The 24,727-nt window shown below is 68.4% G+C and carries 25 protein-coding genes; 9 read left to right on the top strand and 16 right to left on the bottom strand.

The features are described from left to right. Positions 1 to 40 precede the first annotated feature (40 nt). The 6 genes from NR101_RS00920 (at position 41) to NR101_RS00895 (ending at position 6,959) form a co-directional block, all read left to right on the top strand. A complete protein-coding gene (locus tag NR101_RS00920) occupies positions 41 to 535 on the top strand; it encodes a DUF1543 domain-containing protein (RefSeq protein WP_256774197.1) in 495 nt (164 codons plus the stop codon). A gap of 162 nt (positions 536 to 697) precedes the next feature. After that, positions 698 to 1,300, top strand: coding sequence for a decarboxylase (locus NR101_RS00915; RefSeq protein ID WP_256774198.1), 603 nt, complete (start codon positions 698 to 700; stop codon positions 1,298 to 1,300). 118 nt (positions 1,301 to 1,418) lie between these two features. Continuing rightward, on the top strand, positions 1,419 to 2,204 hold the full coding sequence (locus tag NR101_RS00910) for a CDP-diacylglycerol diphosphatase (RefSeq protein WP_256774367.1): 786 nt from the start codon (positions 1,419 to 1,421) through the stop codon (positions 2,202 to 2,204). Positions 2,205 to 2,273: 69 nt separating this feature from the next. Next, positions 2,274 to 3,164 carry a hypothetical protein gene (locus tag NR101_RS00905; protein ID WP_256774199.1) on the top strand — a complete coding sequence of 297 codons (891 nt, stop codon included), beginning with the start codon at positions 2,274 to 2,276 and terminating at the stop codon, positions 3,162 to 3,164. Positions 3,165 to 3,290: 126 nt separating this feature from the next. After that, entirely contained in the window at positions 3,291 to 4,049 is a 759-nt protein-coding gene (locus tag NR101_RS00900; protein WP_256774200.1) for a SapC family protein, read from the top strand. A gap of 180 nt (positions 4,050 to 4,229) precedes the next feature. Then, on the top strand, positions 4,230 to 6,959 hold the full coding sequence (locus NR101_RS00895; RefSeq protein ID WP_256774201.1) for a TonB-dependent receptor: 2,730 nt from the start codon (positions 4,230 to 4,232) through the stop codon (positions 6,957 to 6,959). 61 nt (positions 6,960 to 7,020) lie between these two features. Here NR101_RS00895 and NR101_RS00890 read toward each other — a convergent pair whose 3' ends face one another. Continuing rightward, positions 7,021 to 7,677 (bottom strand): LysE family transporter, encoded by a 657-nt coding sequence (locus NR101_RS00890; protein ID WP_256774202.1) that lies wholly within the window; start codon positions 7,675 to 7,677, stop codon positions 7,021 to 7,023. Positions 7,678 to 7,755: 78 nt separating this feature from the next. Further along, positions 7,756 to 8,568 (bottom strand): AraC family transcriptional regulator, encoded by an 813-nt coding sequence (locus NR101_RS00885; protein WP_256774203.1) that lies wholly within the window; start codon positions 8,566 to 8,568, stop codon positions 7,756 to 7,758. A gap of 157 nt (positions 8,569 to 8,725) precedes the next feature. Between NR101_RS00885 and NR101_RS00880 the strand changes: the two genes are divergently transcribed. After that, complete coding sequence (locus NR101_RS00880; protein WP_256774204.1) at positions 8,726 to 9,181, top strand: GNAT family N-acetyltransferase; 456 nt, start codon at positions 8,726 to 8,728, stop codon at positions 9,179 to 9,181. A 239-nt stretch (positions 9,182 to 9,420) separates the two neighbouring features. Continuing rightward, entirely contained in the window at positions 9,421 to 9,834 is a 414-nt protein-coding gene (locus NR101_RS00875) for a hypothetical protein (protein WP_256774205.1), read from the top strand. An 85-nt stretch (positions 9,835 to 9,919) separates the two neighbouring features. Here the strand turns inward: NR101_RS00875 and NR101_RS00870 are convergent, their stop codons facing one another. The 14 genes from NR101_RS00870 to NR101_RS00805 all read right to left on the bottom strand — a co-directional run bounded on the left by NR101_RS00870 (position 9,920) and on the right by NR101_RS00805 (position 22,889). Further along, complete coding sequence (locus NR101_RS00870; RefSeq protein WP_256774206.1) at positions 9,920 to 10,207, bottom strand: hypothetical protein; 288 nt, start codon at positions 10,205 to 10,207, stop codon at positions 9,920 to 9,922. A 65-nt stretch (positions 10,208 to 10,272) separates the two neighbouring features. Beyond that, positions 10,273 to 10,986: a DUF2968 domain-containing protein gene (locus tag NR101_RS00865; protein ID WP_256774368.1), complete on the bottom strand. Its 714-nt coding sequence runs from the start codon at positions 10,984 to 10,986 to the stop codon at positions 10,273 to 10,275. A 109-nt stretch (positions 10,987 to 11,095) separates the two neighbouring features. Continuing rightward, positions 11,096 to 13,246: a TadG family pilus assembly protein gene (locus NR101_RS00860; RefSeq protein ID WP_256774207.1), complete on the bottom strand. Its 2,151-nt coding sequence runs from the start codon at positions 13,244 to 13,246 to the stop codon at positions 11,096 to 11,098. Between the two features lie 4 nt (positions 13,247 to 13,250). Continuing rightward, positions 13,251 to 13,685, bottom strand: coding sequence for a DUF3613 domain-containing protein (locus tag NR101_RS00855; protein ID WP_256774208.1), 435 nt, complete (start codon positions 13,683 to 13,685; stop codon positions 13,251 to 13,253). Beyond that, on the bottom strand, positions 13,682 to 14,539 hold the full coding sequence (locus tag NR101_RS00850) for a Flp pilus assembly protein TadD (protein ID WP_256774209.1): 858 nt from the start codon (positions 14,537 to 14,539) through the stop codon (positions 13,682 to 13,684). Before NR101_RS00850 ends, NR101_RS00855 begins: the two co-directional genes overlap by 4 nt. 5 nt (positions 14,540 to 14,544) lie before the next feature. After that, positions 14,545 to 15,504, bottom strand: a complete 960-nt coding sequence (locus tag NR101_RS00845) for a type II secretion system F family protein (protein ID WP_256774210.1) — start codon at positions 15,502 to 15,504, stop codon at positions 14,545 to 14,547. Beyond that, positions 15,501 to 16,451, bottom strand: a complete 951-nt coding sequence (locus NR101_RS00840; protein WP_256774211.1) for a type II secretion system F family protein — start codon at positions 16,449 to 16,451, stop codon at positions 15,501 to 15,503. Before NR101_RS00840 ends, NR101_RS00845 begins: the two co-directional genes overlap by 4 nt. A gap of 2 nt (positions 16,452 to 16,453) precedes the next feature. Next, positions 16,454 to 17,806, bottom strand: a complete 1,353-nt coding sequence (locus NR101_RS00835) for a CpaF family protein (protein ID WP_256774212.1) — start codon at positions 17,804 to 17,806, stop codon at positions 16,454 to 16,456. Then, the gene (locus tag NR101_RS00830) at positions 17,791 to 19,077 is read right to left on the bottom strand and encodes a fimbrial protein (RefSeq protein ID WP_256774213.1); all 1,287 of its coding nucleotides are present in this window, start codon (positions 19,075 to 19,077) and stop codon (positions 17,791 to 17,793) included. The genes NR101_RS00835 and NR101_RS00830 overlap by 16 nt, the downstream gene beginning before the upstream one ends. A 24-nt stretch (positions 19,078 to 19,101) precedes the next feature. Further along, on the bottom strand, positions 19,102 to 20,370 hold the full coding sequence (locus NR101_RS00825; RefSeq protein WP_256774369.1) for a type II and III secretion system protein family protein: 1,269 nt from the start codon (positions 20,368 to 20,370) through the stop codon (positions 19,102 to 19,104). Positions 20,371 to 20,484: 114 nt separating this feature from the next. Next, complete coding sequence (gene cpaB / locus NR101_RS00820; RefSeq protein ID WP_256774214.1) at positions 20,485 to 21,519, bottom strand: Flp pilus assembly protein CpaB; 1,035 nt, start codon at positions 21,517 to 21,519, stop codon at positions 20,485 to 20,487. 28 nt (positions 21,520 to 21,547) lie between these two features. Beyond that, on the bottom strand, positions 21,548 to 22,036 hold the full coding sequence (locus NR101_RS00815) for a pilus assembly protein (protein ID WP_256774215.1): 489 nt from the start codon (positions 22,034 to 22,036) through the stop codon (positions 21,548 to 21,550). Beyond that, entirely contained in the window at positions 22,033 to 22,578 is a 546-nt protein-coding gene (locus tag NR101_RS00810; protein ID WP_256774216.1) for a prepilin peptidase, read from the bottom strand. The genes NR101_RS00815 and NR101_RS00810 overlap by 4 nt, the downstream gene beginning before the upstream one ends. A 110-nt stretch (positions 22,579 to 22,688) precedes the next feature. Further along, on the bottom strand, positions 22,689 to 22,889 hold the full coding sequence (locus tag NR101_RS00805) for a Flp family type IVb pilin (protein WP_256774217.1): 201 nt from the start codon (positions 22,887 to 22,889) through the stop codon (positions 22,689 to 22,691). Between the two features lie 786 nt (positions 22,890 to 23,675). Between NR101_RS00805 and NR101_RS00800 the strand changes: the two genes are divergently transcribed. After that, positions 23,676 to 24,665 (top strand): helix-turn-helix domain-containing protein, encoded by a 990-nt coding sequence (locus tag NR101_RS00800; RefSeq protein WP_256774218.1) that lies wholly within the window; start codon positions 23,676 to 23,678, stop codon positions 24,663 to 24,665. Positions 24,666 to 24,727 lie beyond the last annotated feature (62 nt).

Raw genomic sequence — 24,727 nt, 5'->3', positions numbered from 1 at the left:
GCTACACTACGCGCCGTTCCACAGGTTCCAGGAGAGCGCAGTGCTGCACGTGTTCATGCTCGGCGGACGCCACGCGCGTGCGCGGATCGAAGTCCATGACGTGGCCTTCGCTAATGTCGACCGCGTGGAGGATGCGTACCCGCAGTTGCGCGCGGACTGGTTCGGCCAGGCCAAGGGTCTGCACGTGGATGGCTGGTTGGCGGTGGACGGCGTGGAAGGCCATCAGGTCCGCTTCGGCCATGCCGCGCCCGCGCCTGGCGCCCCGCGGCTGTTCTTCGTCAATCTGGGCGGCTACGTGCCGCGCTCGCTCGGCGAGGCCCACGACTACCAACTGCTGGTCGCCCGCGACATCGCCGAGGCGAAATCCAAGGCCAAGGCGCTGCGCGATGCCAGCTGGATCAAGCCGCATACCGACGCCCTGCTGGAGGTGGACGACTGCATCGCCATCGACCAGGTCGGTGGCCGCCATGTGCAACTGCAGCCCGGCCCGCACCGGGGTATCGCGCTGGTCAGCGACTACATCGTGATCGGCTGACGCCCGTTGCCGGGCAGGATTGCCGGCCCGCGGCCGCTGGCGCATAGTGTCGCGGCCAAGTGAGCAGGTGCCCAGGGACGGCAATGACGCCCTCCCGGCCGCCGCACGCGCCAACGACGGAAGAAAACGATGTACGACGGGATGTTCAGGGGCCGGCTGGTCATGCTGCTGGGAACGTGCCTGCTGGCTGCTTCGGCGGCGGCTGCCGAACCTGCCGGCCCGGTGGTGGGCGGCTGGCGCAACCTGCACTCGGCCAATGGCGCCGATCCCGCACTGCGCGACATCCCCTTCGCGGTATTGCCGGAGGCGGTGACCAAGGGCGCGCGTTTTGCGATCCTGGACCGCGAAGCCGGGCGCACGGTGTGCTGCCTGGTGGTGGAAAGCGATCGTCTGGATGCCATCGCCCTGGAAACCCGCTATCGCCTGCCCGGGGTGTGGATCGCCGATCTCACCGGCGGTGAGGAATACAACCGCCGCCGCGGCGAGCCGCACATCTACGAAATGAAGCGCGAGGGCGACCTGGTCGGCCACGTTTATAGCGACGATCCGGCCGCTTACAGCGACATGGGCGGGCTGCTGTTGCCCGCCGATGCCGGCATGGACGCCGCCGGCGTGCTGACGCTGGGCGCGGACCGTTACCGCCTGCAGTTCAAGTCGCTGCCCTTCGCCGATGAGAACGGTGCGCTGGACCGCTATACGCTGCAGCCCGCCGCGGCCGCGGCCGCGCCGGCGTTGGTGGTGGAAGTGCCCTTCAGCACCTACTGAGCGCCGCCGGCCGCCACGTGCGGCCAAAGCGTAGCGTGCCGGCTCGGTTACCATGCGTGCCGAGCCCGCCATGCCGGAACGGGCAAGTCCGTGCCCGTCCGTGTCCAACCTTCGCCCGATGCTGTTGTCGCTGTGCCTGTTGCTGGTCGCCTGTGCCACGCAGCCCACCGTCGTGCCGGTGGCTCCGGCCAAGCCGCCCCCGAACCCGGACGCGCTGTGGGGCCTGATCCAGCGCGACTGCGTGGGGACGGGCACGCCGCGCGGTGATTGCCTGGCGGTGGATGCGGCTCCCGGCCGGCGCGATGTGCTGTTCAAGGACGCCCACGGGCGCTACCAGTTCCTGCTGATGCCGCTGGACAAGGTCAGTGGTATCGAGAGCCCCGCGCTGTTGCACACCGATGCGCCCAACTATTTCGCCAGTGCATGGGCGGCACGCTGGCGTACCGAACAGGCGCTGGGCCAGCCACTGCCGCGCGAGGTGGCCAGCCTGGCGCTCAATTCGCCGCATGGCCGCTCGCAGCACCAGCTGCACATCCACATCGACTGCCTGCGCACCGACGTGCTGGCGCAACTGCGGCGCATGGACGCTGGCATCGGCACGCACTGGCAGCGCCTGCCCGAACCGCTCCGCGGCCACGTCTACCAGGCCCGGCGCGTGCGCGGCGAAGTGCTTGCCGTCGACCCGATCCAGCTGCTGGCCCATGAGCTGGCCGGCGTGCACGATCTCGGCCACTGGTCGCTGGTGGTGAGCGGCGCACGCGAGCGCGATGGCACGCCCGGCTTCCTGCTGCTGGCGACCCGCCTCGATCCGGCCACCGGCAACGAGGCCAGTGGCGAAGAACTGCAGGACCATGCGTGTGCTGCGGTCACCGGCGCCGACGGCCCGCTCGACGGGGTGCGCTGAGCGGCGTCGTCGCTGGGCTAGAATCGCCGCTCTGTCGACAGGCGCTTTGTGGCGCGCAGGAAGCGAACCATGCCGGAGAAGTTTGAATCGATGCGTCACCGCGCCGCTGCCGCGCTCGGCCTGCTGCTGGCCGACGTCGCCGGCGCCGCCGCGCCCGTGCACGACCGTGCCGGCAACCGCCTGGAGGCGCTGATCGAACAGCCTGGCCGTGCCACCGCGGGTAGCGATGATGGCACTGCCTCGCCGCGTTTCTGCACGGAGGACCGGCAATGGTGCGTGCGTACGCGGCGCGACGGCGATCCGTCGGCGGCGCAGCTGGAGGTGGAGCATCGTCCCGCTGGCGAAACCGAACCGAGGTTTCGCTACATTCCGATGCCGGATCCGGACGCCCGGGCGAGTGAGCGGCCATGGCCCTTCATCGTGCGCATGGCACCCCGGATCGGTGCTCCCCAGGTGCCCTCGGACCCGCAGCAGGCCGCGTTGGAGAATGTGCTGGTCGGCGTGGTGAGCGAGGCCAGTGCCGGCTATTCCGGCGGCGGGTCGGGTGCTGGGAAGCTGCGGCTGAGCCGACTCTACCACCAGCAGGACGGTATCCAGATCGACCCGGACGTGCTGATGGTGCCGGCTGACGGCCATGCGATGATCCGCGCCTGCTTCGGCCAGGCCGATGAAGCGCGTCGCGCCAGCGCCTGCCACGACGAGTACAGCTTCAGCATGACGCTGACCCTGGATCCGGCCGGGCAGGGCATGCCCGTGCTGCGCTACCGGACCACCGCCACCCGGTTTCCGGCGGGCGCTTCACGGTTCCAGGATGCCTCGACCAAGGGGCCGCTGCGCAAGCGCGACCTGCGGATCCAGACCGATCCGACCTGCTCCTACCAACGGACCTTCCGCTTCGTTGGCGGCGCGTATGTGCCGGATACGCCATTACGCGGGTGCGAGGAGTTCACCGAACTGTAGGGCCGCGCACGCTGGCATGGCTTTCGGCAGGGCGCATATCGTCATGCAGCCACGTTATAGTGGCCAATCAATGCGGTGCCCGCTTTCGCGCCCGGGCTGTCTGGCGCGTCGTACCTGACCTATTCCATGACTGCTGAAACGACTACTCCGCCGGCACAGGCTTCCGGCCCGCTGTTCTACCGCCAGCCGCTGCCGCTGCAATCGGACAAGCACGCCAACTGGCGCCTGAAGCAGGGCACCGTGGCCTTCGCGGCCGAAACCAACGCCATTCCGGCGGTGGTCGGTGAGTTCGGCCTGGCCGCGCAGCACTTCCCGATCCTGTTCACCGGCAGCGATGCCGCCCCGATCGTGGCCGTGGGCCTGGCCCGCAACAACCTGTTCATCGACGGCGACAAGTGGGCCGAAGACACCTACGCACCGGCCTATGTGCGCCGCTATCCGTTCGTGTTCATGCAGGCAGAGCCGGAAGGCGACTACATGCTGGCCATCGATGCCGATGCCGAGCACGTCAACCAGGGCACCAGCGAAGAAGGCGAGCCGCTGTTCGCCGACGGCAAGGCGACCGAACTGGTCGACAACGCCATGCGCTTCTGTGGTGATTTCACCCGTGAGCACGAGCTGACCCGCCAGTTCTCGGCCGCCATCAAGGCTCAGGACCTGCTGATCGAGCGCAGCATCGATGTCACCCTCAACACCGGTGAGCAGATGTCGGTCAACGGCTTCCACGTGGTCGACGTGGAAAAGCTGGCCAAGTTGCCCGACGACGTGGTGCTGGCCTGGCACCGCAACGGCTACCTGGCCCTGGTCCACCACCACCTGAGTTCGCTGGCCCGCTTCAATGCGCTGGTCCAGCGCCAGAGCCTGCAGAGCGCTGCCAAGGCCTGATTGCCGCAGCAACGTGGTGCAGAAAGAGACGGCGGCCGCAGGGCCGCCGTTTTCGTTATATGCATATCCCGGGCGGTCATTTCCCGGGCAGGTCCCCATTCAGCAGACTGGCCCGCCCTCCGGACTCCCTGCGGCAATGGCTTGCCCGCACCGGAGCGACTCTCCCAATCTGGAACCTGCATGTCTCTGCTCCGTCGTCCGTTGCGCCTGCGCCCCCTGGTCGTGTCCCTGTTGCCCCTGCTCGGAATCAGTCCGCTGGCGCTTGCCGCCGACGGCGCCGCCCCCACCGAACTGGAAGCGGTGAAGATCACCGGCTCGCGCATTCCGCGTGCCAGCGTGGAAGGGCCGTCGCCGGTCACCGTGATCACCCAGGAGCAGATCGAGGCGCAGGGCTACCGCAGTGCCTTCGAGGCGCTGAGCGCACTGACTGAAAACACCGGCAGCGTGCAGGGTGAGGATTTCGGCAACACCTTCACCCCGGCCGCCAACACCATCAACCTGCGCGGTCTCGGCCCCAACCGCACGCTGGTGCTGGTCAACGGCCGCCGCCAGTCCGACTACCCGCTGGCCTACGAAGGCTCGGTCAACGTGGTCAACCTGGCCAACATCCCCAGCGCGCTGATCGACCGCATCGAGGTGCTCACCGGCGGCGCTTCGGCGGTGTACGGCTCGGATGCGATTGCCGGCGTGGTCAACATCATCCTGAAGAAGTCCTATGAAGGGGTGGGCATCAACCTCAAGGCCGGCACCACCGACCAGGGCGGCGGCGACAACCAGCGCCTGCAGGTGGTGGGCGGCAGCTCGACCGACGAGTGGGACGCGATCTTCGGCCTGGAAATTGCCAACCGCAAGGCGATCTACGGCTCGCAGCGCGACTTCATGGACTCGCTCACCGACGATCCGCGCGGCGTGACGCCGCTGGCCACGGCGGTGGCCTACCGTCGCAACGCCAGCACCGGCACCTACATCGATCCCGGCCTGGCGGGCTGCGATGCCAGTGCCGGGTTGTATGGCGGCAGCGTGTTCCGCGCGCAGAACCCGCGCCAGGGCGCGTACTGCGGCAGCAACGAGGCCGCGGCCACCTTCTGGACCGTGCAGACCGAGAAGCGCAACATCGATGCCTACAGCGCGTTGACCTGGCACCTCAACGACCGCCAGGAGTTGTTCGCCGACATGGCCATCGGCACCGCGCGCATCTACAACAACACCCGCGCGCCCAGCTGGACCTCCTCGCGCAACTATTTCTACAACCAGAACAGCGGCCAGCTGGAAAGCTGGTATCGGCGTTTCGCGCCGGAAGAAATCGGTGGCGTGCAGCGCAATGCCAACCGGTTCCTGGAAACCTCATGGTCGTTCAACGTGGGCGCACGCGGCAGCCTGGGCGGCTCGGACTGGGACTACGAAGCGGCCTACAGCCGTTCGCGTTACGAAAACCGCACGCGCCGCCCGGTGCTGCTGGCCGGCATCAACGACTACCTGCTCGGCCCGAAGCTGGGCACCCGCAACGGCGTGGACGTGTATGCCCCGGACCCGGCGCGGCTGTACCAGCCGTTGACCCCGAACGAATACGACGATCTGTCCACCACCCAGGAAAGCCGCAACGCCGCGTGGCTGCAGGCGGCCACCTTCAGCGTCAATGGCCAGCTGTTCGACCTGCCCGGCGGACGTGCCGCGCTGGCGGCGGTGCTGGAAGCAGGCAGCCAGGGTTACAACAACCGGCCGGACCCGCGCCTGGCCACCGGCGAGTTCTGGAACACCAGCGCCGGCATCCCGGCCGGCGGCGAGCGTGACCGCTATGCGGCCGGCGTGGAACTGCAGTTGCCGCTGCTGGAGCGCCTGACCGCTACCGTGGCCGGTCGTTACGACCAGTACCGCGCGGCCGGCGACCACATCGGCAAGGCTACCTGGAGTACCGGCCTGGAGTTCCGCCCGTTCGACACCCTGCTGCTGCGCGCGAGCGCGGCGACCAGTTTCCGTGCGCCGGACATGAACTATGTCTTCGCCAGCGAAACCCGGGGTTACAACCCGGGCATGACCGACTACTGGCGCTGCCGCAGTGCCGGCCAGGCCTATGACGACTGCGACTACAGCGGCCTGTCCATCGACTACACCAGCGGCGCCAACCCGCAGCTGCAGCCGGAGACGGCCAAGTCCTACGGCGCCGGGTTTGTGTGGTCGCCCTCGCCGAATGTCGACTTCACCGCCGATTACTACGACATCCGCATCGACCAGGAAGTGACCAATCTGGATTCCTCGCGGATCCTGCGCGACGAGGCCGATTGCCGGCTTGGCCAGACCGTGGGCGGGGAAGCGCGCGACATCAACTCGGCACAGTGCCAGGACGCGCTGTCGCGGGTGATCCGCAACCCGGCCGACGCCGCGGTGCAGCCCAACCAGGTGGTGCGCGTGTTGATCAACCCGATCAACGCCGCGTCCGAGTCGGTGCGCGGCATCGACCTGAAGGCGAACACGCGCTGGGATGCCGGCCGATACGGCCAGTTCTCCGCGCGCCTGGCCTACTCGCTGGTGATCGATCACGAATACCGCCAGTTCGCCGAGGACGAGGCGACCGACCAGCGCAATTCGCTGGATTCCTACCAGTGGCGCAGCAAGGTCAACGGCAGCGTGACCTGGGCGATCAACGACTGGACCGCCACCCTGTACGGCATCCGCTACGGCTCGCTGCCCAAGACCGACGGCAGTGGTCGCATCGCGCCCTACATGACCTACAACGCCAGCGTGTACCGCAAGCTCAGCGACAACGCGAGCGTCGGCCTGATCGTCAACAACCTGCGCGACAGCCGTCCACCGGCAGACAGGAACGGCGGCGGCTGGCCGTTCTACCCGGTGGGCAACTACGATCCGTACGGTCGCCAGCTGTGGCTGGAGTTCGATTACCGGTTCCTGTGATCGAGGCCATGACGTAACCCCAGAAAGGCCCGGCATCTGCCGGGCCTTTCTGCACGCAGGGTCAGCGCGGGTGCGCCAGCCATGGCCATCCCAGCGACACCAGGATCGACACCGACAGGGCGATCAGGACCACGCCGGTCGTCCGCTCCAGCCAGGGCAGTGCGCGCGCGAACCGGCGCAGCACCGCCGGGTGCCCGATCACCGTAGCGACCAGCAGGTCCCACAGCAGCACGACGCTGAACATCCAGCCGGCATAGAACAGCTTTGCGCCGGTGCCGGTGGCCGGTCCCTGCAGCATCGCGGCGAGGGTGGCGTAGAACAACGCATTCTTCGGGTTCAACAGGGCCGAGAGCGCACCCAGTCCGGCGGCTTTCCACCAGCCGCCGGCAGAGGCGGTCGCGCCGGCCTGCGCCGTGCCACGCAACTGCACCCGCCCACTGCCGCCGGCATGTCGCAGAAACACCGCGCCCAGGTAGATCAGGAATGCGCAGCCCACCAGCTGCACCGCGACGAAGGCTGCGCTGTCGACGCGCAGGATGGCCAGGCCGGCGAACGCGGCACCGATGAACACGCCATTGCCCAGCGCGATGCCTGCGCAGGCACCGCTGGCCGTGCGCCAGCCGCGTGCGATGGCCGTGCGCGCGACCAGGAAAAAGTCCGGCCCGGGCGAGAGCAGGGCGAGGAAGTGCACGCTGGCGATAATCAGGAACTGTTCCATTCAATCCGGTACAGGCAGGCAACGGGCGGCCAGTGTGGCGTTCGCTGCCGGTCCGGTATTGAACGTAATTGCGCGTTCTCAGCGCCGATAGTGGCCGGGCGTGGTTGCCGCATGTGCCTTGAACACACGCTGGAAATGGCTCTGGTCGGCAAAGCCCAGGCCGTGGGCGACGCTGGCCATTGCTTCGCCGTCGCGCAGTTGCAGGCGCGCCTGCCGGATGCGCTGGTCCATCTGCCAGGCATGCGGGGTCAGGCCGGTGGCGCGGCGAAAGGCGCGGATCAGTTGATAGCGGCTCATGTGGACCGCGGTCGCCAGCTCGGCCAAGGGGGGCGTACGCGACAACTGCCCACGCAGCTGCGCCATCGCCGGCTGCAGGCGGTGATGCAGTGACGCCACGTCGGACCCCAGAGCAACGGGCGTACCCGGTGGCTGCTCAAGATCGCCGACGAACGCGATCAGCGCGGCGTCCTTTTCTTCGACCGCCGCGTCGGAGAACAACAGGGTGTTGAGCGTGCAGTAGTCGCGATAGCGGGTACGGTCGTCCGAGACGTGGACCACCCCAAGGTGTCGGGTCGATGGCGGCGGCGATGATTCGTCGCGGAGACTGCCCAACCAGTCTGCATCGAGATGCAGCATCTGGTAACTCCAGGCATGGCCGGGCATCGGATTGCAGGCGTGCACACAGCCAGCGGGAACGGCGACCACGCTGCCCGCCTGCAGCACCCGGGAGCCACTGGACGCGCCGCTGAAGACGCTGCGCCCGGCATCCACCGCGCCGATGGAGAACGTGTCGTGGCTGTGTGGTCGATAGCAGGCGCGACTGTCGCAGGCGCGGCGGCTCTCGACATGGGGCAGTGACGGATCACGCCAGAATTCAGTGGTGGGACGCATGCGGGGTTCCGTGACGCGAGAGGGGCAGCCTGCTCAGGATGCCATGGGTGGCAGCGGCATCGCAGGCCCGCGCGCGGCGCATTGCGACAGTGAACCGGCTGGAACGCGTCATCTGCGCTATCGTCCGCGTTCGAATGACCCGCCAGGAGGCGCCTGCATGCCCATCACTTACCGCACCGCCATCGCCGATGACGCTGCCCACTGCATCGACCTGCGCGGGCGCACCCGTGAGAACGCCTTCTCGGCCGCGCAGCTGGCCGCGTTGGGCATCACCGTGGAGAGCTGGGCGGACGGCATCGCGCAGGGTGCGTTTCCCGGCCACGTGGCCGAGGCCGACGGGTGCATGGTCGGCTACTGCTTCGGCGATCGCGACACTGGCGAAATCATCGTGCTGGCGCTGCTGCCGGACTGGGAAGGCAAGGGCATCGGCAAAGCCTTGCTGGCACGGACGGTGGAGGACTTCCGCGGCTGGGGTTTCGAGCGCCTGTTCCTGGGGTGCGCGGCCGATCCGGCGGTGCGCTCGCACGGCTTCTATCGTCACCTGGGGTGGCGGCCGACCGGGGAAATCGATGATCTGGGCGATGAGGTGCTGGAGTACCGGGTCGCAGGGTGAGCGGCGCGATGTTCGATGTCGGGTAGTCCGCGTGTCGTGGTAGGTGCATGGCTTGCCGCGGATGGAATGCCACGTGGGTCGCGGTAGCTGCGGTGCGTGCGCAGGATGCTGGCGGCAGGTCAGGGAGACTGCCGATGCCATCGCGATCCACCGCACTGCCGACGCTCTGTTTCTGGCTATGGGTGTCTGCCGTGACACCTGCTGGTGCAGCGACACCGGCGCCCACGCCCACGCCAGAGGTGCAGCAGATCCACAAATGCCGCGTCGATGGCGTGGCCACGTTCCAGCGCCATGCATGCGCCGCCGGCCAGGCCGAACAGGCGTGGGAGGTCGATGTGGTGCCAGCCGAACGCCGGCATGCGGCCCGGATCGAGGCGATCCGGCGCGAACTGCAGGCGCGCAAACGTGCACTGGACGCACAACGCGCACCGCCGCACCACCACCGCCATTCACGCACGCGGCACCGCGACGGTGCCGCGCCGAAGCGACGCGCGCGGGCACCGCCCGGCGCAGTCATCTCGCGGCATCATCGGCCGCAGGCCTGCGCAACCGCGCGACGCCAGCGCGAGACGGCGTACACCAGGGCGGGGATGAAACGCAGCTTCGCGCTGAGCCGGCGCATGGACGACCGCGTCTACCGCGCGTGCCGTTGAGCGGCCGCTCGCTCAAGGCGTGCGTTGCACCGGCCGGGACATCAGGTAGTGCGCCAGCGCATCGAAGGCAGGCAGGGTCGTCGGATCATTGGCCGCGTTGCCTGCGATGGGGTGCGAGCCGAAGCGGGCAATCACCACCTTGGCGGTCGGGTCGGGCCAGGTCGTGCAGACCGGCGTTGAAGCCACCGCCGGCGAACGGCGTGCCGGTGGAATCGACCGTGTAATAGGCGTCCTGCTCGGGCCCCAGGCGTTGCCAGATGCGCTCGGACAGCAGCGTGGAGACCGGCTTGCCGGTGCGCCGGGCGATGACCCAGCCGAGCGTGTCGGAACGGGCTGCATGGATAGGGCGTTGCAGGGGGAAGGCGACGGACACGCGGGGAAACGCGGCAGTGGCGCGCGTTCGGGGTAGGCTCCCTGCGATGCAGGGAGCCGCCTGGCTTACGGGTTGCCGGTCTCGCCAGCCGGTGCCGGGGACACCGGGGCACTGGCCTCCGGCGGCGGCAGCGACAGCTCCGGGTTGCCCTGCTGGGCCTGCAGTGCCTGGATGCGCTGGTTCAGGGCGTCCAACTGGCTGTGGGTGCTGCGCAGGTCGGTGCTGAGCGACACGGCCTGCTGCTTGGCCTGCTGGATCGAGCTGCTGACCTGCAGCGATTGCTGGCGCTGCAGATCGGCTTCCTGCTGCAGGCTGCGCAGGCGCTGTTCGTTGTAGGCGACCAGGTTTTCGGTGTAGCGCTTGCCGGCTTCGAGGCGGGTCGTGTCGATATACACCTGGGCCAGTTCTTCGGTCTGCTGCACGAAGGTGCGGTAGACCTTTTCGGCGTTGTCGACCGAGTCGGTCTTGATGACGCGCCAGAAATCCTTGTCGTGGAACAGCGCGGCGTAATACTGCAGCGTGGCGGTATTGAACAGCAGGCTGGCGCCGTAGCTGCCGTTGTAGGTGGTCCGCAGCTCGGTGAGCTGCTGCGAATCCATCAGCTGGCGCAGTTCGTCCACGCTGTTGCGCACCACCGGCGCGCTGCGCGCCGGTTCGGCGGGCTCACCCTTGGGCGCGCGCGCGGCCAGTGCCTGCGGCACCATGCTCAGCGACAGCAACACCAGACTGCCAGCCAGGATGGTCCGGCCGGTGGATACAACCCCTTTTCTCGCTCGCATCATCAGGCCGTCCAGAATGGCTCAATCGGTGAAAGTTCGTCTGTGAAATCCCAGTCCCCACAGAAGTCTAGCATGCAGCCCGTGCCGCGCAGACAGCACTGCGCCAGGCTTAATAGACCAGCTGGGCCGGGTTGCACTGCACCGCCTGCAGGTGCACGTCGGTGCGTCCCAGTTCCAGGCCCAGCACCAGCGCGAGGGTCTGGGTGAGGAGGGTACCGACGCCGTTGAGCAGCGGCTTGAGCAGGCCTTCCAGCACCGGCCGCAGCAGGGTGCACAGCAGGCCGCTGCAGGCCACCGCGTTGGTGCCCGGGTCGGTGATGCTGCCGCTGCCCTGGTAGGCGTCGAGCATGCCGCTGGGCGCGGTTTGCAGGTAGGAGGCCAGGTTGCTCTTGAGGCAGTTGTTGTAGCTCAGCAACACGCTGACCAGGCCGCTGCAGCGGTTGATCGCCAGGCCACCGAGCAGCGTGCCGAGCAGACCGTCGAGCACCCCCAGGCCCTGTCCGGTCACCACCGCGCGATACCCGTCCCAGGCCGCGCCGTCCTTGTAGCAGGTGGTGAGACCCAGCGGTGGGCAGGCGTAGGGCACGCCTTTGGCAACCTGCCAGTCGCCGAAGGGCTCGATGCCCTGCGCAACCGAACCGTTGCGCAGCAGGGCGATGGTTCTGTCCACGTCATAGCGGGCATTGCCCGTATTGGCGGCCTTGAGAAACTGGTCGGCCAGCTGGGTGGCGGTATCGCCATTGCCCATGCCCTTGGCGGCCGGGTTGAGCATGCCGCTGAGCACGCGCAGCAACTCGCGCACCAGGTCGGTGACGGCATTGCCGATCTGCGCGCCGTTGATCCAGGTCGACCTGGTTTCGCCCGGCGACAGGGTCACGGTTTCATCATGGGTGAGGGCGTTGAGCTTGATCTGGTCGTTGATCAGCGGCGCGCCGAGCAGGGTGAGCAGTTGTTCGTTCTGCAGGCTGGCATCGCAGACATTGCGGGTAGAGAACCTGGCACTGTCGGCCACCTTGCCGACGCAGGCGCGCAGCACCGAGGATTCGACCCGGATGCTGGCGGTGGCCGGCTGCGCGGCGCATTGCAGGCTGGTCAGGGTGCCCATTGCGTTGGTGACGTCGGCATATACGGGCAGGCGCAGGCGGATGCCGAGCAGGCCCAGCACCTTGCCGATGCCCAGCAGCAGATTGTTGCTGTCGATGTCCAGGTTGACCCGGACCTGCGCGTTGTAGGCGCGTGTGCCGACCCCGCCGATCGCGATCGACGGCGGCTCGATGATGGCGGCCTTGGCCTGGACCAGGCCGAGCACGTTGAGGTTGTTGACCGCTACGCCCTTGCCGCTGTTGGCGATGCTGATGCTGGTGGTGATCAGGTCCAGTGCGTTGACCTTGGCCTGCAGCGCGGCCGAGGCCGGGCCGTCCGGGCCGACGATGCTGCCGAACAGGCCGCTGCCCTCGGCGTTGCTGCCCAGCTGCAGGTTGAGCTGGTTGATATCCAGCTTGGCCGCCAGTGCGTCCTTGAGCGCGCGCAGGTCCACATGGGTCACCCCGCTCTGGCTGAGCACGCTGGCGGTGGCATCGAGCAGTTGGCCCAGCGATACCTTGTGCGCGGCCAGCAGGGCGTTGAAGTCGCCGATGCTGATGTTGGCATCCACTGGAATGCCCAGTGCCTTGAGCAGGCCGCCGGGGGTGATCCTGGCCTGGGCCAGGCCGTCGTAACCGAGCAGGGTGGTCTGGTCCAGATCGACGCCGACCAGTTTCAGGACGCCGCCCAGCGGGGTGTTGCCGTTGGCCCGCAGCAGCTGCGAGCCGACGCTGAACACCGCCAGCGGTGGCGCCCGCGTGGCGACCGCCTGCGCGCGGACCTGCGGCAATCCGCCGGTCTGGCCGAAGAACGGCAGCACCGGGCGCTCGGCACTGACCTTGACCGCGTTGACGGGCGCGCTGGCGGCGCTGTCGACAAAGTGGTCGGCGGTGGTGTGGGTGGGATTCCAGTCGCCGCAGCGCACGCTGAGCGTGCCGGGGAAGCGGTTGGCCTGTACGGCGTTGCTGCGCGCGGCGCTGTTGTCGGCGCGGTCGGCGCTGCACAGGTCCAGCCGCTGCGCGCCGGCCAGCGCGGACAGATCGGCGATTTTCTGCACGTCGCGCTTGGCCCAGTACAGATAGCCGATTTCGACCAGGCCCAGCATCGTCACCAGGCCGAGCATCACCAGCATCATCGTCACCGACATGCCGCCGCGCTGACGGGCGTGGGTATTCATGGGGTCACTCTCCGTTGCCGTCACCAGTGACCTGTTTGCGCACGCTGGTGTCGAGGAACTCCGGGATGGGGTGGGTGAAGCTCTGCAGGTAGCGTGCGTAGCTGAGCGAGGCCTGGTCGCCGAGCATCGGCAGGTGCGCGCCGGCATGGCTGCCACGCGCCTGCAGCTGCAGCAGCGCACGGGTGGTGTCGCCGATCTGCGGTCGATCCGGTATCGGCAGTGGCAGCGGGTCGGTCGGGGGCAGGGGCGGCAGCAGCGGTTCGTACGGGGGCGGTACCGGTGGTGCGGGCGGTGTCGCGGCCATCTCCGTGCGAGGCGGAGCGGTATCGCCCAGCATCTGCCCGGTCAGCGGGCGCTGTTGGGCGCCGGCCACGGTACAGGCGAGCAGGCACGTAGCGGCCAGGGCGATACGCAGCGCAGGGGGAGCGAAGGCGGTCATGGCGTGCTCTCGGTGGCGGGGTCGATGCCGCCGAAGCGTTCCAGCATCGACGGGGCAAGGCGCGCATCGGCGCGTGGCGTGCGCGGTGCACCGGCGGCAACCGGTGTGCGCGTGCGCGGCACCTCGGCGATCGTGACCGGTGTTGCGGTGGCAGGCGGCGCACTGGCGATGGGTGCCATCCGCAACTGCTGGGCCAGACGCTGCACTTCGTCGCGTGCGCCCTGCGGCAGGGCAGCGCTGCGCATGATCTGCTCGGCCATCGCAGTGTCGTTGCGCAGCAGTGCCCATACCGCCAGGTTGGCGTTTGCTTTTACATTGCCCGGGGCCAGCTCGGCGGCCTTGGCCAGGGGCTCGCGCGCCTGCCCGAGCTGCCCGGCGCGCAGCCGTGCAAAGCCGAGGTCACCGAGGTAGTCGGTGTTGAGCGGTTGCAATTGCACGGCACGCGCCAGGCTTGTTTCGGCCTGGGCAGCATCACCGGCCCGTGCGGCGATCAGGCCCAGGCCGTGCCAGGCGGCGGCGCCCTGGGGACCATTGGTCAGGCTGGTATAGATGGCCCGTGCGGCCTCCACCTGCTGGGTTTCACGCAGGCCATCGGCCTGCAGCAGGCGCAATGCAGGCGTGTCGCCATAGCGTTGGCGGTAGGCGTCCACGTGCGCCAGCGAGGCGAAGTAGGCGCCCTGGCGCTGCATCTGGCCGATCAGGTCCAGGTACATGCGCTTGTCGTCCTGCGGGGGCGATTCCAGCGGTGCCAGACTGAGCGGATCGGGACGGTAGGCGTTGTGCGCCGAGCCGCAGGCGGTGCATGCGGCCAGCGTGATGAGCAGCAACCAGCAGTGGCGCGGTTGGATCGGCATGGTCTTCACCCCAGACGGTTCACGGCATTGGCCAGGGCGATGATCGCCGGGCCGGACAACACCAGCATCAGTGCCGGCAGCAGGGTCAGCATCATCACCACGGTCATCTTGACCGAGAGCTTGCCGACCTTTTCCTTGAGCGTTGAACGGCGCTGTTCGCGCAGGCGCACGCTGAACTGGCGCAGCGGCTCCTGCACCGCGCCGCCGTGTTCGTGGACCTGCAGCATCAGCTGCACCAGGCTGCGCAGGTCTTCGTCATCAAACGACTCGGCCAGCCGCCGCAGCGATTGCTGACGTGTGCGCCCGTGCATGTAGGCGATATTGGCCTGCTGGATTTCGCGGCCGAGCACCGGGATGGCGCTGCGCAGTTTGTCGCCGAGGGTCTGCAGACTCTGGTCCATGCTGAAACCCACGCCCTGCAGCAGGCGCAGCAGGTCGATCAGCAACGGCAGTTCGGCCGACACGCGTTTGCGCAGGCGCGTGGCCCAGGCACGCAGCGCGAACTTGGGCAGCAGTACGCCGACTCCCAGCGCCACGATCATCACCACGATCCGGCTGAGGCCGTCGCCGCTGTGGAAGGCCATGGCCAGCAGCAGGCACAGCACGGCCAGCAGCAGGCGCAGCGCCAGGAAGGTGGCCGTGCCGGCGCGGGTATGCCAGCCGGCCTGGTCGAGCAGCAGGCGATCTTCCGGGGCCAGCAGGGCCGCTTCGAGGCGGCCACCGTTGAAGCGCTCGCCCAGCGTGGCCAGCCACGCCCAGCCGCGCGGACCGGTCTCCGGCGCGGGCGCCGCTGTGGTCGGGCTGGCGGGTTCACGCGGGCCGGCGTCGCGGTTGCGCAGTGCGCTCTGCAGGGTGGCGGCCGTGCGGTTCTGCTGGCCCGTGAGCCACAGCCCGGCCACGCCCAGCAGGCCGAGCCCGAGGGCGAGCAGCAGCAACGCGGCGATCAGCAAGGTGCCGGCGCTCATAGCGAACGGGCCAGGCGATACAGCAGGAAGCCGCCGATCAGTTCCAGCAACAGGGCTGCACCGAGAATGCGGTGGCCCAGTGGCACCTGCAGCATCGGCTCGAAGAAGTCCGGACTGACAATGGCCATCAGCAGCGCCGACAGCGGCGGCAGCAGGCCGAGCACCCAGGCCGACATGCGCGTTTCGGAGGTGGTGGCCATCAGCTCCTGGCGGGCCTGGTCCAGGTCGCGCATGAAGTCGCTCATGCGCTGCAGGATCTGGTCCGAGCGCCCGCCGATGCGGATGCTCACCCCGAGCACTACGGCGAGAACGTCCAGCACGTCCAGCCGGTAGGGCTGAGCGGCCTGGCTGAGGGCGCGGTCCAGGTCCAGGCCGCTGCGGGTGCCGGACAGGGTCTCATCGAGCAGGCCGCGCAGCGGCATCGGCACCTGCTGGCTGGCGGTCTGGAAGGACATCTGCAGGCTGTTGCCGAGTCCGGTCAGGCGCACCAGGTTGTCGAGGAAGTCCGGTAGCTGCCGCAGCAGGCGGCGTTGCAGGCCGAGGATGCGGCGCGACACCCACAGCCCCAGCAGCAGCGCATACAGGCCGAAGGCGATCGGCCACATCCAGGCGGTGCCGATGCGTGCTGCCGCCAACCAGGCCAGCGCGATGCCACCCAGCAGCCAGAGGATCGGCAGGCGCCAGCCCGGCCGCAGCCCGGCACGTTGCAGCAGCGCATCCCACGGCAGCGCGTCGGGTCGCGCGGTTACGGTCGGCAACGGTGCTGCGTTGGCTGGCCGCGGCGGCATGCCGGCCAGTACCGGCGTGGCCGGGTTGGCGGCCAGGCGCTGTTCGGTGTGCTGCAGCGAGGCGCGCTGGCGTTCGCGGCGGCCCGCGCCCCACCACAGCTCGATGGCTACCGCCACCAGCACCAGCGCCGCACTGCACAGCAGCAGCACCGTGACCATGCTCAGTAAGCTCCGTCCAGTGCTTCGCGCAACTGGCGCCGGAACGGCTCGAGCTTGTGCGAATGCGGATGGAAGCCCAGCCCGACCCAGCGGTCGTGCTCCTTGCCGTCGGCGTCGAGCTGGATTTCGTGGCGGAACATTTCCTGGGTGCTGATCAGGTTGTCGCTGACCCCTGTGATTTCCGTGATCGACACCAGCACGCGTCTACCGCTGCCGAGGCGGGAGATCTGCACGATGAAATCGATGGCGCTGGCGATCTGCCGGCGCAGGCTGTCCTCGCTGCCCTGGAAGCCGGCGAAGCCGGCCAGCATCTCGATGCGGTACAGGCAGTCGCGCGGGGAGTTGGCGTGGATGGTGGCCATCGAACCGTCGTGGCCGGTGTTCATCGCCTGCAGCATTTCCAGCACTTCGGCCCCACGCACTTCGCCGACCACGATCCGGTCCGGGCGCATGCGCAGGCTGTTGCGGACCAGGTCGCGGATGCTCACCGCCCCCTGGCCATCGGCACCGCCGATACGGCTTTCCAGGCGCACCACGTGCGGGTGGTTGAGCGAGAGTTCGGCGGTGTCTTCCACGGTGATTACGCGCTCGTCGCCCGGTACGTAGCTGGCCAATGCGTTGAGCAGCGAGGTCTTGCCCGAACTGGTGCCGCCGGAGACCAGGATATTGCAGCGGCCGAGCACCATCGCGTGCAGCAGCGCCTGCATCGGGCGGTCGAAGGTGCCCATGCGCAGCAGTTCGTCGGGAGTGAACGGATCCTTGCGGAACTTGCGGATGGACACCATCGGGCCATCCACCGCGAGCGGGGAGATGATCGCGTTGAGGCGGCCGCCGTTGGGCAGGCGCGCATCGACCATCGGGTTGGATTCGTCCAGGCGCCGCCCCAGCGGGGCGAGGATGCGGCGCAGGATGCGCAGCAGGTGGCTGTCATCGCTGAAGCGCTGGGTGGCGCGCACCAGGCGCCCGCCCTGGGAGACATGGATGTCCTTGTAGCCGTTGATCAGGATGTCTTCGATGCTCGGGTCATGCAGGAGGTCGTCGAGCGGACCGAAGCCGGTCAATTCCTTGACCAGTGCGCCGGCCACCACCTCCATCTCGGCCTCGTTGACCGGGATGCGCCACTCCTGCACGAAGATCGCGGTCTGGGTGTGCACGTAGCGCGCCACGGTGTCCGGGGCCCACGCATCGATGTCGATGCGCTCGTCCTCGATGCTGTTGAGCAGGTGCTCATGCGCGGCGACGAGCACCTTCTGGTACTCGTCGGACTGCGCGAAGGGGGGCGGCGCCGTGTCCACCGGGGCGATGGCCTCGGCGCGCGCATGCAGGGGGGCGAACGGGGTCACTTTGTCTTCCATGGGAGACCACTCAGGCGGAGGACGAGTTTTTCCCGCCACCCGCGCGGCAGGGCGTCGGCAACGGCCGGGTCCAGTCGCGCCAGCAGGGGGGTGAGGGCACGCAGGTACGGATCGCGCGGCGCATCCTGAAGTAGCAGGTGGCCGTGGTTGGCGCTGCTGCGCAGGCGGTGGCAGTCGGGCAGGGTGGCCAGCAGCGGCACGCCGAAGCGTTCTGCGATCTGCGCCGGTGCCAGCCCGCCGGCTTCGTCGTGGCGGTTGATCACCAGGTGCAGGCGACCATCGCGCCCGCCCAGCGCTTCGAGCTGCTTGAGCGCCAGGTCCAGCGACACCAGTGTGCCGATCGCCTGGTCGGCGACGAGCCAGATGTCCTCGGCGCTGTTGAGCAGCGAGCGCGGGATCTGTCGCACGGGTGCGCCGCCGAGATCGCACAGCACCGTGTCGAACACGCCGCGCAGGCGCTGCACCAGCACGGCGGGATCGGCGATGGGGCCGGTATCGCTGCCGGCCGGTTGACCGAGCAACGCCAGCCCACCCGGATGTCGGGTCATCGCGGTGCGGGCGAGGGTGGCGTCGATGCGATTGGCGTTGCGCAGCGCATCGTCGTAATGGAACTGGCTGTCCAGGTTGAGGTAAAGCGCCGCGTCGCCCGCCGGCTGGCCCAGGTCGAGCAGCAGCAGGCTGTTGTCGTGCTGGGACGGATCGGGGTCGGTACTGGACGTGGCGCCGGGATGGCCGAGCTGTTGCGCCAGCACGCCCACATGGGCGGCCAGGGTGCTGCTGCCCACGCCGGCGCGTACACCCAGCACCAGCACAAGCCGCGCCTTGTGCGCCGGTTCGGGCGCCACGCTGCGGACCGGCGCACTGCCGCCGGCGCGGCGCAAGACGGCATCGATGTCGGCGGTGGACGCGTCAAGGTCGAGGATGTCGCGCACGCCTGCGCGCAGCGCGGCCACTACGCCATCCAGCTGGTCCGGGGCGGTGGAGCCAACCGCCACCAGTGACAGATCGGGCAGCGTGCGTTGCAGATGCCGGGTCAGATCGGTGGTTGCGACCGCCTGTTCGCGGCGGAAATCCAGCAGCACGATGCAGGTGCCGTTGCGCCGATACACATCCAGCGCGAGCGTCGAGCCGCGGCTGTCTTCCCACTCCACGCGGGTGCCGACCGGCAGCTTGGCGCCGAGCGCTGCCAGCAGGTCACGGTTGGGGGCGACCAGCACCAGAGTCATCGGCGGCGCCATCGGGTGCAACAGCGGGATCGAGGCGGAGGACATGCGGGGCGGGCTCCTGGCATCGGCTCAGCGCGAGAAGCCGGGCAGCTGGTCGGACGAGGCCGGGCTGAGCAGCCAGGCACCCCACACCGGCAGGTTCGGCTTGGCTTCGCGGTCCCCCGGCAGCGGCACCACGGTGTCGCGGGCCAGCGGTTGCACCAGGCGCGGGGTGACGATGATCACCAGTTCCTTCTCCTCGCGTTTGTAGCTCAGGCTGCGGAAGAACGCGCCGATGATCGGCAGGTCGCCCAGCAGCGGAATCTTGTCGACGTTGGAGCTGACGGTGTTGCTGACCAGCCCACCGATCACGAAGGTCTCACCATCGCCCAGTTCCACGGTGGTGTCGGCGCGACGGGTGGTGATGGAGGGGATCTGCACACCGTTGTAGGAGACACCCGCAGCGTAATTGAGGTCGCTGGCTTCCGGGGCGACCTTGAGCGCGATCCGGTTCGGACCGAGCACGGTCGGGGTGACGGTCAGGCCGATGCCGAACGGCTTGAAGGTGACGGTGGTGGTGCCCAGACCCTGCGGTTCCAGGATCGGCAGCTCGCCACCGGCCAGGAAGCTGGCGCTCTGACCGGACAGGGCGACCAAGGTAGGTTCGGCCAGCACGCGCGCCATGCCGTTGCTCTGCAGCAGGTCGATGTTGGCATCCCAGCCATGGGTGAGCGACTTGAACACCAGCCCGAACGCGGAGGACAACGGGTTGTTGACTACCGGCACGTCGGGGTCGGTGCCGATCGGGACTACGCCCGGCAAGGTCCCACCGGGTCTGCTGATGCCGTAGAAAAATCCATTGCTGCCGCTGAAGTTCTTGTTGGCAAAGCTCATCCCGATCTGCCGCAGCACCGACTTGTTGAACTCCACCACCTTGACCTCCACCTGGACCACACCGCCACTGGCAATCGTGGACGCATCGGCGAGCTGGCCGTCCTTGCCCAGCGCCATGCTGGCGGCCTTGCGGGTCTGCTCATGGTCCAGCAGGTCTGCCGCACTCCCTTGCAGCAGACCCTGGCCATCCTGCAGCGTGAGCTGCAGGTCCTGCGACGGCGGCAGCGCCCCCTGGACCGCGCTGCGCACATCGATCTGCATCCGTTGCGGCTCGCTCTGCTGGCGGCGCCACACCAGCAGGGTGGTGGTGCCTGGCGCCTTGCCCACCAGCAGCGCCTGGCGCTTGCCGCTCAACATCACCACGTCGGCCACGCTGGGATCGGCGATGGCTACCCGCTCCAGATCGGCCGGCAGCGTCCACGGCCGTTGCTCGCGCGTCTGCAGGACCACATCGGCGTTGGCCATGCCCAGCACCGGGCAGGTGCCCAGCAGCAGCGCCAGCAGCAGGCGCGCCGGCCAATGACGTGAGGTGCGGTGCAGACGGGCATTGCAGGGCGTCATGGAGTCTCTCGGTCGTGCTCAGGGCGAGCGGCTGTGGGAGGAAACATCGCCGCGGATGATTTCGACACCGCGATCCAGGCGCGGGGTGGCCCGCGGTGCGCTGGCACGGACCGGCATCGGCGCGCGCGCGGCGTGCGTCGCGCGGCCGGCCAACGCGTCGCTGTCGATGCCGGCGTAGGCATCGTTCTCCGGCGACTGCAGCGCCAGGCGTTGTTCCGGGCTGAGCTCGCGTCGCGCGTCGAGTACGCCGCCGGGCTGGGCGAACAGGCTCTGGTCGGGCTGGCCGACATCGGCCGGATTGCGCAGTGCCAGGAACAACCGGCCCTGCTGCGCACCCAGCAACAGGCGGTTGGCCTCGGCCACCGGCACGGCCAGCACCGCGCTGCGGATGGGCGCGTTGGTGCTGTTGCCGCTGTTGCTGCCACTGGACGCGGACGCTCCCTGGATGTCCTGTGCGCGGCTGTCGTTGGCGCCCGGTGCGGCGTCGTTGGCCGCGGTGCTGGGCTGGCCAGGCGCGCTGTCGGCGGCGCCGTAGCTGAGCACGCGCAGCCGCGACAGCAGCAGCCGTGCCTGCGCCTGGCCGTCGGTGTTCATGCCCGGCGGCGCGCGCAGGTTGAGGAACACATCGACATAGTCACCGGGCAGGATGCGGTTGCCGGCGGCGACCAGTTCGTCCACCGGCACCGCCAGCGCGCGCTCACCCGGATTGAGCCGGAGGGCATAACCCTGCGCCATCAGCGCGCTGTTCAAGGCGGTGCCGGCGGCGATATCACGCACCGGCACCGCGCCGGAGGCGTCGGCGATGTTTGCGTAGCCACCGACCGGTGCCTGCGGGGCCGCGCCGATGCGCAGGTCCGATGCGGCGATCGGGCGGCCGGCGGGCAGGCGGGTAGCGGCTTCCACCACCGGCCAGTGCTGCGGCTGGCCATCCACCTGGGGCGCTGGCGCGGCCACGCTCTGCGCCGGACGCCGGCTGACCAGAAACGCCACCAGCGCCAGCACCAGCGCCAGCGCGATCAATGCGACAGCGGCGATGCGGGTCAACTTGAGCATGCAGACTCCGGGCAAGGGGCGCGTCGCATCACGGCGTGCCCAGGTCGAGCTGGGCCACCGCAGTACTGCGGATCGGCTGGGTGATCAGCCAGCCGTAGACGCGGCCGGTGCCGGGCAGGAAGGGTTTGCTGCTGTAGTCGTAGCTCACCGACACCTGGATACACTGCGCACTGGCCAGCCCTGCGCAGGGCGCCGGTGCGGAGACCACGATCGGCGGCGCGCCGGCGGTACTGCAGTTGGCCGGTTGGCCGGCGAAATTCAACAGCCACTGCATCGAGCGCTGTGCGGCCTGACAGGCGGCGACCCGGCGCTCGCTGGTGCTGGCATAGCGCAGCGAGGCGCGCGCGCCTTCGGCCGAGGCCAGGGCCAGGGTCTGCTGGGCGGCCATGATCATCACCCCGGTGTAGGTGAGCATCAGCAACGGCACCAGGCCCAGGATCAGCATGAAGGCGAATTCGATGGTGACCACGCCGCGCTGTCGCGCGCGGTCGGTGCGATGGAGGGTATGGCGGCTCATGGGCCTGCTCCGTAGGTGCTCCAGGCGATGAAGCCCAGCGTGGTGAAGGCAAGGTAGGCCGCGTACGGAATGCCGACCCGGCCCTGTCGCGAGGCGTGGATGCGGCGAGCCGTCGGGCGCGCCTGCCAGTGCTGCTGTGCGCGTGCATGCAGCCATTGCGCACGCAACGGCAGCGTGGCGCGCAGGCCGGGCGCGAGGAGCACGCACAACGCATGCGCACCGGCCATCAGGCTGCTGATCACCCAGATCGGCAACAGCGCCGGGGCGCCCAGCAGCAGGCCAAGTACGGCGAAGTACTTCACGTCGCCGGCGCCCATCCAGCCCAGCAGGTAGAACGGCAGCAGCGCTGCCAGACCCACCACCAGGCCGGCCAGATGCGTGCCTGGGAACGTGCCCGCGCCGCTGCCCCATGTCCACAGCAGCCATCCCAGTGCGGTCGCGCCGACGCACGACAGCCAGCGGTTGGACACGCGCCGCGCATACAGGTCGCTGATCGCGACCTGTGCACTCAGCAGCAGGGCCAGGACGGGCAGCAGTGACATCCGATGGGTCCTCCGTGATAGCGCATCGAACCGGGGAACAGCGGTAAACCGTTGGCATCGCCGCAGGCGCACAGCCTGCAGTCGCAGTGCTTGCGGGAGCGCGGCGCCGATCAGCCGGTCGACGGGGCGCTGCCACCGCCGGCGCTTTCAACCAGTGTTTTGAGCTTGGCGAACAGCGAGGTGAACATATCGCTGAGGCCGGTCTTCGCGGCGACCACCAGGACGCCGGCGATCACGGCGGCGAGGATGCCGTATTCGAGCGCGGTGACGCCGTCTTCTTCGGCGAGGAAACTGCGGATGGAGGCTTTCATGACGGTCTACTCCCTGTTCCGGTCAATCAATGGGACTGCCTGCGTATGGATGGGGGATCTCCGGCTCCGCCGGATCCATCCTGTGGCCTGCGCGCTCCGTGCGCAGGAAGCGGCCGCGCCTGCGGCCGCAGGCCTACCTGGGCATTGCCAGGCAGGCCATGTGCGGGAAGGGCGGAGCAGGCAGCGTCGCACCGCGCGGCGTCTTCGCCAGCGCATGTTGATTTGGGAACAGCGTCACATCCCTGAGCGTCTGCATTGCTTCCCCCTGTCGTGCATACCCGGTTTCCGCCATGGAACTGCCGGGATGCGTGCCTGCCGGAAAGTCCGGCGCGATCAACAGTATTCAATTCAATCATAGGCAGCGATGCGTTCGACTTTAACCGCTGCGGCTCGCCCTTTATCCATGCGTGGGCGTTGACCAACATTTAATGTTTATAAAGTGAAAGAGGTGTGTTTATAGCGTGATGAGAGAGTGATGACGGATTTCTGACGCGTAATTTAGACCGTTCCAAGCTGTTTCAAGGTGTTTTCTTCACGCGCAGAGCCCGCTGCGGCGGTGGGTTTACCTTCCGGCGAGTTCATGCATACTTGCCGAAAATGCGCATCGATAATCGGGCGTCGACCCGCGCGCAATATGCAGGAAGGACATTTCATTGTTTCCCGTTGCCGCGCTGGCGGCCGGTGGCGGGTTTATGCAGGGCATTGGCCGAGGACATTCAGGACGAAACGGGCGCAGCCGGTTTGACCGGCGTCGCGCGCATCCAGGCGCAAGGGGGCATCACTGTCATGGTAGATGGTGTAGTGGACGACAACGGCGACGGCGCGCTCAGGCCTTATGACCTGGCCACGCTGAGCGGCGTGCTGCGCGTCTGCGACCTGGAGATGGTCCTGCTGGACGGCAACGGTCCGCGCGCGAGCCTGCATTCGCGCGTGCACGACGAGGCCCTGTTCTGCACCGCGCAGTGCGGCTTCCATTTCCGTGGGCGCTTCATGCTGCCGCAGGACTGGTGCCTGCTGGGCTTCATCCACGCCACCGAGGAAGGTCAAAGCTGGTGCCACGGCATCCCACTCAGTGCTGGCATGGCCGTCACCGTGCTGCCGGAGGGCATCAGCGAGTTCACGCTTAGCGCGGGTACGCATCTGAGCCTGCTGCTGGCGCCGATGCAGCGCGTGCAGCGCAAGCTGACCGAACTCAGCCTGCGCAACACGTTGCCGTCGGGGCAGGCGCTGTCGCTGTTCAACGTGGATTGCGCACCTGGCGGGTCGGCGCTGCCGCAGCGCTATGCCGACCTGCACGAACACCTGGCCCAACCGGGCGGGCTGCTGCCTGCCGATGCGGTGGAATCGGTGTTGCACGCGCACATCCATGCACTGCTGGGCGCCGGCAGCGAGGACCGGCCATCCAATACGCGCGCCCGCCGTGCGCATTACCTGATCGCGCAGCGCGCCGAGAATTTCATGCGGCTCAACCTGCGTCGCTATATCTACATGCATGAAATCTGCGACGCCGCAGGCGTCAGTGAGCGCGCCCTGCGCTACGCTTTCGAGGACTTGTTCGGCACCTCGCCAAACCGCTATCTGTCGATGCTGCGCCTGTGCGCGGCCTGCCGTGGGTTGTCGATGGCAGACTCGAGCCGCAAGTCGGTCAAGGCGGTGGCGCTCAGCTGTGGCCTGTGGGATCTGTCGCGGTTTGCCGACAACTATCGGCGCGTGTTCGGCGAGCTGCCGCGCGACACGCTGATGCGTGCGCCGGCCCAGATCGGCAGCCCCGCCTGATCGTTTCATCCCTTTGCCTGCGCTGCCGCCGCCCGCCATGCACGTTTCCGGCAATCTGCCGG

It is taken from the genome of Stenotrophomonas sp. Ste86 (genome assembly GCF_024519465.1).
GTDB lineage: Bacteria > Pseudomonadota > Gammaproteobacteria > Xanthomonadales > Xanthomonadaceae > Stenotrophomonas.
Note: the sequence above shows the minus strand (reverse complement) of the source record. Positions and strands in the feature narration are given on the sequence as shown.